Source organism: Rhodomicrobium udaipurense JA643 (assembly GCF_000636015.1).
Taxonomy (GTDB): domain Bacteria; phylum Pseudomonadota; class Alphaproteobacteria; order Rhizobiales; family Rhodomicrobiaceae; genus Rhodomicrobium; species Rhodomicrobium udaipurense.
The window spans coordinates 1-8,649 of record NZ_JFZJ01000131.1 but is presented as its reverse complement, the minus strand read 5'-3'; the positions used below and the strand labels follow the sequence as shown (position 1 = coordinate 8,649).

11 protein-coding genes are annotated in these 8,649 nt (G+C 63.7%); 4 read left to right on the top strand and 7 right to left on the bottom strand.

What is annotated here, in order from left to right; all coding sequences use genetic code 11:
• Both ytpR and T281_RS14550 read right to left on the bottom strand, forming a co-directional pair.
• On the bottom strand, positions 1-1,090 hold a 1,090-nt coding region (gene ytpR / locus T281_RS14555; RefSeq protein ID WP_037240849.1), incomplete at its 3' end, for a YtpR family tRNA-binding protein.
• Positions 1,091-1,207: 117 nt separating this feature from the next.
• The gene (locus tag T281_RS14550) at positions 1,208-1,651 is read right to left on the bottom strand and encodes an iron-sulfur cluster assembly scaffold protein (RefSeq protein ID WP_037240846.1); all 444 of its coding nucleotides are present in this window, start codon (positions 1,649-1,651) and stop codon (positions 1,208-1,210) included.
• A gap of 193 nt (positions 1,652-1,844) precedes the next feature.
• Between T281_RS14550 and folE the strand changes: the two genes are divergently transcribed.
• From folE to T281_RS14535, 3 genes are all read left to right on the top strand, one after another.
• Complete coding sequence (gene folE, locus T281_RS14545) at positions 1,845-2,507, top strand: GTP cyclohydrolase I FolE (protein ID WP_052037533.1); 663 nt, start codon at positions 1,845-1,847, stop codon at positions 2,505-2,507.
• A 7-nt stretch (positions 2,508-2,514) separates the two neighbouring features.
• A complete protein-coding gene (hisI, locus tag T281_RS14540; protein WP_037240843.1) occupies positions 2,515-2,934 on the top strand; it encodes a phosphoribosyl-AMP cyclohydrolase in 420 nt (139 codons plus the stop codon).
• Positions 2,935-3,126: 192 nt separating this feature from the next.
• A complete protein-coding gene (locus T281_RS14535; protein ID WP_052037532.1) occupies positions 3,127-4,074 on the top strand; it encodes a patatin-like phospholipase family protein in 948 nt (315 codons plus the stop codon).
• Positions 4,075-4,294: 220 nt separating this feature from the next.
• Here the strand turns inward: T281_RS14535 and T281_RS14530 are convergent, their stop codons facing one another.
• From T281_RS14530 to T281_RS14510, 5 genes are all read right to left on the bottom strand, one after another.
• A complete protein-coding gene (locus tag T281_RS14530; protein ID WP_037240840.1) occupies positions 4,295-4,726 on the bottom strand; it encodes a CBS domain-containing protein in 432 nt (143 codons plus the stop codon).
• 417 nt (positions 4,727-5,143) lie between these two features.
• A complete protein-coding gene (locus T281_RS14525) occupies positions 5,144-5,677 on the bottom strand; it encodes a gamma carbonic anhydrase family protein (protein ID WP_037240837.1) in 534 nt (177 codons plus the stop codon).
• A gap of 12 nt (positions 5,678-5,689) precedes the next feature.
• Entirely contained in the window at positions 5,690-5,902 is a 213-nt protein-coding gene (locus tag T281_RS14520; protein WP_013418711.1) for a DUF3126 family protein, read from the bottom strand.
• On the bottom strand, positions 5,899-6,762 hold the full coding sequence (gene cysE, locus T281_RS14515; protein ID WP_037240836.1) for a serine O-acetyltransferase: 864 nt from the start codon (positions 6,760-6,762) through the stop codon (positions 5,899-5,901). Before cysE ends, T281_RS14520 begins: the two co-directional genes overlap by 4 nt.
• 101 nt (positions 6,763-6,863) lie before the next feature.
• Entirely contained in the window at positions 6,864-7,616 is a 753-nt protein-coding gene (locus T281_RS14510) for an alpha/beta fold hydrolase (RefSeq protein WP_037240833.1), read from the bottom strand.
• A gap of 261 nt (positions 7,617-7,877) precedes the next feature.
• On the opposite strand from T281_RS14510, the gene T281_RS14505 reads away from it, so the two are divergent.
• A partial coding sequence (locus T281_RS14505) for a cation diffusion facilitator family transporter (protein WP_037240862.1) occupies positions 7,878-8,649 on the top strand: 772 nt, incomplete at its 3' end.

Below are 8,649 nucleotides of genomic sequence, written 5' to 3'. Positions count from 1 at the left end.
GGAAGCGCGCGTCCGAATTGATGCCGGTCTTGCGGCCCGTCGCTGCCGTGCGCGCGGGATCGAAATACGCGCTTTCGATGAAGATCGAGGTCGTCGCTTCGGTCGTGCCGGAGGCTTCGCCGCCCATGACGCCGCCAAGGCCCAGCACGCGCGCCGCGTCGGCGATCACGCACATGGTGTCGTCCACCTCATACGTCTTGCCGTCGAGCGCGACGAAGCTTTCGCCCGCCCGGCCGAGACGCGCCGCGATGGGGCCTTCGAGCTTGTCCGCGTCATAGACGTGGAGCGGGCGCGCGCGGTCGTAGGAGACATAATTCGTGATGTCCACCGCCGCATTGATCGGGCGCAGGCCGATGGCCTTGAGGCGGCGTTGCAGCCACTCGGGCGACGGGCCGACCTTTGCGCCGCGCACGAGGCGCCCGACGAAATGCGGGCAGGCGTTTTCCGCGCCTTCGGGAAGCGGCAATTCGATGGCGATGGGGGAGGGGAACGAGCCCCCCTCGAAGACTTCCGGCGCGGGCTTCAGCGTGCCAACACCCGCCGCCGCGAGGTCGCGCGCCACACCGCGCACGCCGAGGCAATCGGGGCGGTTCGGCGTGATGGCGATTTCGATCACCGGATCGTCGAGACCGGCGAAATCGACGAAACGCTTGCCGACATGCTCCGCTGCCGCCTCGGGCAACTCGATGATGCCGTTATGCTCGGTGGAAAGCAGAAGCTCGCGCTCGGAACACATCATGCCGAGCGATTCGACGCCGCGAATGCTCGCCTTGCTGAGCGTCACGTCGAGGCCGGGAACATAGGTGCCGGGCTGGGCGAACACGCCGATAAGCCCTGCGCGCGCGTTCGGTGCGCCGCAGACGACTTGCAACAGCTCAGTGCCGTTATCGACCTTCAGCACGCGCAGCTTGTCGGCGTTCGGATGCGGCTCCGCCTCGACGACGCGCGCGACGATGAAGCTTTCGAGCTTCGCGGCCTTGTTCTCGATGCCTTCGACTTCGAGGCCGATGAGCGTGAGCTTCGCCGCGATCTCATCGAGCGTGGCATCGGTTTCGAGATGGTCCTTGAGCCAGGAAAGCGTGAATTTCATGGGGAGCGTGCCTGGGTGCGTGCCGTTGGAACTGGGCGGGAATTTTGCGAAAGCTTTCCCACGAACGCCCGGCGCTTGCAACAGCGGCGGCGCGACGCGCGGTTCAAAAATGTCGCGTCAGCGCTGGTGCTTCGCCTCGATCTCGGCAATCGCGTCTTCCACCGCGTCGAACACGAGGAGCGTCGAGGCGTGCCGTGCCTTGTAATCGCGCACCATTTCGAGGATCGCGAGGTCGGCCCAGCGCCCGGACGGCGGCTCGCCGCCCTCCTTCAGCATGCGCCGCATTTGGCCTCCCACCGCGCGAAGCTCCGCCGCCGACGAGCCGACGATGTTCGCGCCCATGACCGCCGCCGACGTTTGGCCGAGAAGACATGCGCGCACGTCCTGCGCATAATCCGTCACTCGGTCGCCCTCCATCCTGAGATCGACCGTGATGCGCGAGCCGCACAGCCGCGAATGCGCAGATGCCGTCGCGTCCGGGCTTTCGAGGCGCCCCGCGCGAGGCATGTTCGCCGAAAGCTCAAGCACTCTTCCGGTGTAGATGTCTTCCAGATTGGCCATCCTGATCCTGAACTCGGCACCCGCCCGCCTGAAGCGCGGCCTTGCGGACTTGCCGCCCTCTCCGTTACGATTATATGCTGTTTTGACGCGACGCATGCAATCGTCACCAATTGGAGGTGGTTCTTCGTCCGGTTTCACCGATCATCGCGGGGCCCCGTTTTTTACGCCCGCGCCCCGCGCAGAGGTTCGCTTCATGGAAAGAAAAGCCTCAGCGCCGGTACCGCCATTGCGGGAACCGCAGACCGGCTTGCGCGCATCGGGTGACACGCGCCGTCCTTCGCGCGAGGAGGCCGAAGCCGCCGTTCGCACGCTCCTCGCATGGACGGGCGACGATCTAACCCGCGAAGGGCTGCTCGATACGCCCAAACGCGTCGTAGATTCCTATGCCGAATATTTCTGGGGCTATGACGGCGATCCGGTGGATGAGCTTTCGCGTACCTTCGAGGACGTGCAGGGCTATGACGACATCGTCATGCTGCGCGACATCGATTTCGCCTCGCATTGCGAGCATCACATGGTTCCGATCATCGGGGTCGCGCATGTGGCCTACATCCCGGACCGGCGTATCGTCGGCATTTCAAAGCTCGCGCGGGTGGTCGACATCTACGCCAAGCGCCTGCAAACGCAGGAAACGATGACGGCGCAGATCGCGAACTGCATTCAGGAGGCGTTGAAGCCGAAAGGCGTCGCCGTGATGATCGACGCGCTGCATCAGTGCATGACGATGCGCGGCGTGCACAAGAAAGGCACGACGACGATCACCACGCGCTTCACGGGCGTGTTCAGCGAAGACAAGGCCGAGCGCGACCGCTTCATGCAGCTTGTGAACGGCACGCGCGTTCTGGCGAGCCGATGAGGGAATAATGAGCGCCGACAGCAAACTTTCGTTCGCCAAGCCGTCCACGAGCAAGGCGGAGCTTGAGGAAGGCACGGCTTTCACGCCGCGCTTCGATGAACACGGCCTGATCGGGGCCATCGTGACGGGTGCGGATGGCGTCGTCCTCATGTTCGCCTTCATGAACGCGGAGGCGCTGCGGCTGACCATTGAAACGGGCGAGGCGCATTTCTACAGCCGTTCGCGCAAGTCGCTGTGGAAGAAGGGCGAAACGAGCGGCAACGTGCTGCGCGTGCGCGAGCTTCTCACCGATTGCGATCAGGACATTCTCCTGGTGAAGGTGGAGCTTCAGGGCGAAGCCGCCTGCCATACGGGCCGCCGCTCGTGCTTCTACCGGCGCGTCGAGGCGGGCGCCGACGGGGTCGCTCTCGAATTCGTTACAAAATAAAGTGCCCGGAAAGAAGGGTTTAACCCGTTTCTTATCGCGGGATCGGTTACAGTGCGGAGACACCGGTCGAAACGAAGGACCAATGTCGAGCTACCGAACCGCGAACCACAGAACTGTCGTCAGAACGTCGCACTCGCTCCTTAAATCCCGTTCCTTGTCCGTTGGGATGGCGATTCACAGGCGGGACAGGGCATGAGGAAGGCACAGGTCGGACTTGCTCTTGGCGGCGGCGCGGCGCGCGGGCTTGCCCATATCGGCGTTCTTGAAGTTCTGATCGAAGCCGGGTTTGAACCGGACATCGTTGCGGGCACCTCGATCGGTGCAGTCGCCGGCGGATATTACGCGGCGGGCCAACTCAGCGACCTGAAAAGTTTCGCGCGCGAAATGACGATGCGCAAGCTGATCCGGTATCTCGACGTCAATCTCGCGGGATCGAGCCTCGTGTCCGGCAAGCGGCTGGAAAAGACGCTCGCCTCGCATATCGGCGATCTTCACATCGAAGAGCTGCCGAAGAAATTCGCCGCCATCGCGACCGAACTCGGCACAGGGCAGGAAGTGTGGCTCACTAAGGGGTCGCTCGCGGCGGCGCTTCGTGCGTCCTACGCGCTGCCGGGGATTTTCAAGCCTGTGCGAATCGGTGGGCGCTGGCTCATGGACGGCGCGCTCGTGAACCCGGTTCCCGTGACGGCGGCGCGCGCGATGGGCGCGCATTTCGTGATCGCGGTGACGCTCCATTCCGGCCACTACGTTCGCAACACGTTGTATCCCATCGAAGCGGAAGCGTCGTTCGACCAGAGGCCAGAGCGGGCCGAGGTGGACGAGCCCACGAGGAAAAGCCGCTTCGCGCTGGTACGGCGGCAGGTGTGGGGCGGTGGCGGCGGGCGCAAGCGCGACCGCGACGCGTCGCCGGGTATTCCGCGCGTGGTGCTCGAAGCGTTCAACATCACGCAGAACCGCATCGCGCGCTCACGGCTCGCGGGCGATCCGCCGGACGCCACCATTCAGGTTCATCTCGATGGCATCGGGCTGTTCGATTTCCACAAGGCCGAACAGGCGATCGAGCAGGGGCGTCTTGCGGCGCAGCGCTATCTTGCGTCGCTCCGGCGTGAAGGCGTCGAGCGGCCGAGCATCAGCGCATAGTGGTCTGGCCGCTTCCGCCTAATGCCGCCAAGCAATCGTCTACGCCTGAAGGACTGGCACCTGATATCAGCACCCGGTCCCATCAAATCAATCCCGCTCGCGAAGGCTGCGCCCGAGCGTCCATATCGAAGGAAAAGCGCCGATGCGCTTTTCTCAATCGGGGGGGCCTCGTCAGGGAAGCGAGGCGCTTCGCATTCGTAACTAAACTGCGCGACCCGGCTTAACTCGCGGCGAAATACTGCCGCATCTGCGCCGCTTCCGCTTCCGCTACGTCAAGCTTGGCCTTCACCACGTCGCCGATGGAAACGATGCCGACGAGGCGCTCCTTCTCGGTGACGGGAACATGCCGGAAGCGATGCTGTGTCATCTCCTCCATGACCCAATCGATGCTGTGATGCTCCGAACAGGTGGAGACGGGGCGCGTCATGTGGTCGGCCACAGTCTCTTCGAGCGCGGCGACTCCGCGTTCCGCCAGAATGCGCACGATGTCTCGTTCCGAAACGATGCCGAGCACGTGATGCTGCTCATCGACCACCACTACGGCGCCGATGCGGTTGGCGTGAAGCAGACGAACGATCTCGAAAACCGTTCGATCCGGCAGCACGCTAAGCACTTTGCGGCCTTTGCCTTTGAGAATTCCTGCAACGCTCATGGTATTCCTCCCAGAATACGGTCGCGGCGAGCCTGATGCCGCAGTGCCCGCCGCATTTTTGCGTTTCGGGCAACTCTCATGATGCGCGCGAAGCGGGAAACGCGCAAGCATGCCATCGCGCATGCCTTCCGCGCAAATTCGGGGGAGCTTTCGCTTCTGGACCGGACGGTGTCGCGCGCGCGTTACTTGACGCGAAACGGGCCTCGATAGCGCGTTCGAGCGGGCGCGGAGAGAATTTTCAAACGCGCCGGAACCCGGATGGCTCGCAGGCGTTATTCACACGAACCGATGACGCCGGCTCCCTTGCCCCCCAAGTCCCGTCCCCGCCGGTGTCAAAGGATATGGCCGGTGCCTCACGCCAAGGCACCGGCCAAATTTTTTGTGGGACGGCACCGCCCTGCGGCAGCGACGTCGCGATCAGACGCTCCCCGAGGCGAGACCGGTACGGAAACGGCGCGCGTTGGCCATGTAGCCCGCCGCCGATCGCTTGAACCCTTCAATCTCCGCCGCTGTGACCTCGCGCACGATCTTGCCGGGCGATCCGAGTACCACCGATCCCGCGGGGATCTGCTTGCCCTCGGTGATGAGCGCGCCTGCTCCGATAAGGCAGTTGTCGCCGATCACGGCGTGATTGAGGATTGTCGCCCCCATGCCGATGAGGCAGTTGTCGCCAACCGTGCAGCCATGCAGCGTGACGCGGTGGCCGATGGTGCAGCCGCGTCCGACACGCGTAGGCGCGCCGAGATCCGTGTGGATCATCGTCATGTCCTGGATGTTCGTGCCGCCGCCGATCTCGATGGGATCGTTGTCGCCGCGCAGAACCGAACCGAACCACACCGAAGCGTCGCGGCCGAGCACAACGCGTCCGAGAAGCACGGCTGTCGGCGCGATCCAGTAATCGCCCTCATGCGGCAACTCCGGGGAAATACCGTCGAGAGCGTAGATCGCCATGGCGCGCCTTTCCTATTCCTTCAGATCGTCTTCGAGGATCGCCATCTGGAATTGATAGCTGACTTCATTATCCTCGTCGTCCTTGTAGATAACGCCGACGAACTCCTCTTTTACGAACACTTCGACGGAGTCCTGTTTCTTTTGGCGTTTCTTGACCTCAATTGCCTCCAGGCTGAAAGTTTTCCGGAGGTATTTTTCGAGGGCCTTTGTTTCTGCGGGCGTCATGATCTGCCTGTCTGTTCGGCGCTTTCTTCGTAGCAGCCGCAATTTCCGTTGAGCGCCTGATCCATCATACGGGAGGGCTGCGCACAGCCCGCTTCGCCTACCACTCTCGCAGGCACTCCCGCAACAGTCGTTTTCGGCGGAACGTCCTTCAAAACGACACTGCCGGCCGCGATGCGTGCGCAATCGCCCACATGGATGTTGCCGAGGATCTTCGAGCCCGCGCCGATCATCACGCCGCGCCCGATCTTCGGATGGCGGTCGCCCGTTTCCTTGCCGCTGCCGCCGAGCGTGACGCTATGCAGGAGCGAGGTGTTGTCGCCGATTTCGGCCGTCTCCCCGATGACGATGCCGGACCCGTGGTCGAACATGATGCCGCGCCCGATCTTCGCCGCAGGGTGGATATCGATCCCGAAGACGCGGGAGGACTGGCTTTGCAGGTACATGGCGAAGTCGAGGCGACCTTGTTGCCAAAGCGCGTGCGCGAATCGCTGCGTCTCCAGCGCGTGGAAGCCCTTGAAATAGAGAAGCGGATCGATGAGGCGACTGCATGCCGGATCGCGATCGTAGACGGCCGAAAGATCGGCGCGGAAGACGACGCCGAGTTCTGGATTCGTCTCGATCACGCCGTTGAAGATCTGGCGGATGAGATCGGCGTTCACGTCCTCATGACCGAGGCGGGAAGCAAGCCGGTGGCAGACCGCCTGTTCAAGGGTCCGCTGATTGAGCACCGTGGCATAAACGAAGCCCGTCAGCTCCGGCTCTCGCTGGGCGATATCGCGCGCTTCGTCGCGGATCACCTCCCAAACGGGATCGTAGGGCGCCACTTTCGCAGGTCTGCCCTTCCGCTCATTTTTCAACATATGGCGAAAGCCCTCTCACGCCCGTAAAAGTTCCCGCAGTCTAACCGATCGCTTCCAACTGTGCAAAGTTTTGCCAGTCGTTGCAGTTGCATAGAAAATAGTCATGGTCCCGGCCGCAGGAAGGCCAGGACACCGTCCTTGAACGCGCGATCGCCGACGGCCTTCATGTGATCGCGACCCGGAATATCGAGCGTTCTCGCGCCCGGGATCGCGTCGGCCAGCGGTCCGGGCGGTCCGGCGATTGTGTCGTCGGTGCCGACCGCGACGAGGACCGGCATTGTCAGCGTGGCGAGTTCGTCGCCGGGGATGCGGTCGCGCGATGCCTTGATGCACGCGGCGAGCGCCCGGCGGTCGCTCTTCGTCTGGTCCGCGAAGATGCGAAAGCCGCGCGCGTTCGAGTCGGCCACGAGCGCCGGATCGTCGGTCATAAGCGCGTCGGCGATGGGCTGCGGGTCGCCGACGCCGTGGATCATGTTTGCGCCGAGCCCCGCGAAGATCGCGCGCCGCACCCGCCCGGGATGGGCCAGCGCGAGGAACGCCGCGATGCGTGCTCCCATGGAATAGCCCATGACGTCCGCGCGGGCGATGCCGAGGTGATCGAGCAGGCGGCGCGCGTCTTCCGCCATCAGCGGCCCCGCGTAAGCGTCGGGCTCGTAGAGCTTGCCGCTTGCGCCGTGGCCGCGATTGTCGAAGGTCACGACGCGAAAGCCGTTGCCGGTAAGCCAGCGGACCCAGCCCGTGTCTTTCCAGTTCGTGGCCGCGTTGGACGCGAAGCCGTGAATGAGCAGGATCGGATCGCCTTCGCCCTCGACCGTGTAGGCTATGTCCACGCCATCCGATGAAAATACGCTCATGAAGCCTCCAGCCGCGTTCCGCGGAATCTTGACGATGGCGCCGGAAAAGTAAAGTGGGCGTCCAAGGCAAGTTTGGGCTGCGGCGGCGCGGCGGTGACTCAAACGCCAAAATCGCCCCGCTGGCGGTGTCGCTCCCCCGCCACCCCGCGCGCGCCAAGTCTTTGTTCATCTCGCATCAACCGAAGAGCTGAATTCTTTAGTATCCACCAACGTCTCCGCAAGCTACGGTGTCCCGAAAGCAAGCAAAACTCGGCGGGTCGCATGCACGGACATAATCACGATAGCAGTCACGGTCACTCGCACGCCCATGCTCACGGCCACGCCCCGCAGAACTTCCAGTCGGCCTTCGCCATCGCCGTGGGGCTCAACATCGCGCTTGTCGTGGCGCAGGTCGTCTATGGCGTGATCGCAAACTCCGTGGCGCTCCTCGCCGACGCCGGACACAACCTTTCCGATGTGTTCGGCCTTCTGCTGGCCTGGGGCGCGGCGACGGCGGCGAAGAAGCGGCCGACGGAACGCTTCACCTATGGCTATCGCTCCACGTCGATCCTCGCAGCGCTCGCCAACGCCATCATCCTGCTGATCGCTGTGGGTGCCATCGCGCTCGAAGCCGGGCGCCGGTTTTTCTATCCCGAGCCGGTGGCTGCTGGCGGCGTAATGATCGCGTCCGCCATCGGTATTGTCATCAATGGCGGAACGGCGCTTTTGTTCATGCGCGGGCGGCACGGCGACATCAACATTCGCGGCGCTTACCTGCATCTTGCGGCGGACGCGGGCGTGTCGGTCGGCGTGCTTTTGGCGGCCTTCGCGATCTGGCAGACGGGCTGGATGTGGGTCGACCCGCTGGTCAGCCTCGCCATTGCGGGCGTCATCGTGGCGGGAACCTGGGGCCTGTTGCGCGATTCGGTGAACATGGCGCTGCAAGCTGTGCCGCCCGGTATCGATCCGGTCGCGGTGCGCCGCCATCTCGAAGCGCTGCCCGGCGTCGCCTGCATCCACGATCTGCATATATGGGCGATGAGCACCACCGAAA

Excerpts from the sequence above, each read along its gene's own strand:
- folE (WP_052037533.1), top strand. The coding sequence starts at position 1,845 with ATGGAAAGAAAAGCCTCAGCGCCGGTACCGCCATTGCGGGAACCGCAG.
- T281_RS14550 (WP_037240846.1), bottom strand. The coding sequence starts at position 1,651 with ATGGCCAATCTGGAAGACATCTACACCGGAAGAGTGCTTGAGCTTTCG.
- hisI (WP_037240843.1), top strand. The coding sequence starts at position 2,515 with ATGAGCGCCGACAGCAAACTTTCGTTCGCCAAGCCGTCCACGAGCAAG.
- T281_RS14520 (WP_013418711.1), bottom strand. The coding sequence starts at position 5,902 with ATGACGCCCGCAGAAACAAAGGCCCTCGAAAAATACCTCCGGAAAACT.
- T281_RS14535 (WP_052037532.1), top strand. The coding sequence starts at position 3,127 with ATGAGGAAGGCACAGGTCGGACTTGCTCTTGGCGGCGGCGCGGCGCGC.
- T281_RS14525 (WP_037240837.1), bottom strand. The coding sequence starts at position 5,677 with ATGGCGATCTACGCTCTCGACGGTATTTCCCCGGAGTTGCCGCATGAG.
- T281_RS14530 (WP_037240840.1), bottom strand. The coding sequence starts at position 4,726 with ATGAGCGTTGCAGGAATTCTCAAAGGCAAAGGCCGCAAAGTGCTTAGC.
- cysE (WP_037240836.1), bottom strand. The coding sequence starts at position 6,762 with ATGTTGAAAAATGAGCGGAAGGGCAGACCTGCGAAAGTGGCGCCCTAC.
- T281_RS14510 (WP_037240833.1), bottom strand. The coding sequence starts at position 7,616 with ATGAGCGTATTTTCATCGGATGGCGTGGACATAGCCTACACGGTCGAG.